The organism is Photobacterium angustum, assembly GCF_003026365.1.
Taxonomy (GTDB): domain Bacteria; phylum Pseudomonadota; class Gammaproteobacteria; order Enterobacterales; family Vibrionaceae; genus Photobacterium; species Photobacterium angustum.
Genome location: NZ_PYOM01000051.1, coordinates 1 through 780, shown reverse-complemented (window position 1 = coordinate 780; position 780 = coordinate 1). Strand labels below are relative to the sequence as shown.

The 780-nt window shown below is 51.0% G+C and carries 1 rRNA gene; it reads left to right on the top strand.

The features are described from left to right. A 23S ribosomal RNA gene (locus CTN01_RS22555) occupies nt 1-780 on the top strand; the annotation flags it as partial.

Genomic DNA, 780 nt, shown 5'->3' with positions numbered 1-780 from the left:
GAAAGGCCAATCAAACTCGGAGATAGCTGGTTCTCCCCGAAAGCTATTTAGGTAGCGCCTCGGACGAATACTACTGGGGGTAGAGCACTGTTAAGGCTAGGGGGTCATCCCGACTTACCAACCCTTTGCAAACTCCGAATACCAGTAAGTACTATCCGGGAGACACACGGCGGGTGCTAACGTCCGTCGTGAAGAGGGAAACAACCCAGACCGCCAGCTAAGGTCCCAAAGTTATAGCTAAGTGGGAAACGATGTGGGAAGGCTCAGACAGCCAGGATGTTGGCTTAGAAGCAGCCATCATTTAAAGAAAGCGTAATAGCTCACTGGTCGAGTCGGCCTGCGCGGAAGATTTAACGGGGCTAAGCTATACACCGAAGCTGCGGCAATGAAGTTTTACTTCATTGGGTAGGGGAGCGTTCTGTAAGCCGTTGAAGGTGAATCGTAAGGTTTGCTGGAGGTATCAGAAGTGCGAATGCTGACATGAGTAACGATAAAGGGAGTGAAAAACTCCCTCGCCGGAAGATCAAGGGTTCCTGTCCAACGTTAATCGGGGCAGGGTAAGTCGACCCCTAAGGCGAGGCCGAAAGGCGTAGTCGATGGGAAACGGGTTAATATTCCCGTACTTCTTATAATTGCGATGGAGGGACGGAGAAGGCTAGGTGAGCCTGGCGACGGTTGTCCAGGTCCAAGTATGTAGGCTGATGGTTTAGGCAAATCCGGACCATCTTAAGGCTGAGATACGATGTCGAGTTACTACGGTAACGAAGTCATTGATGCCAT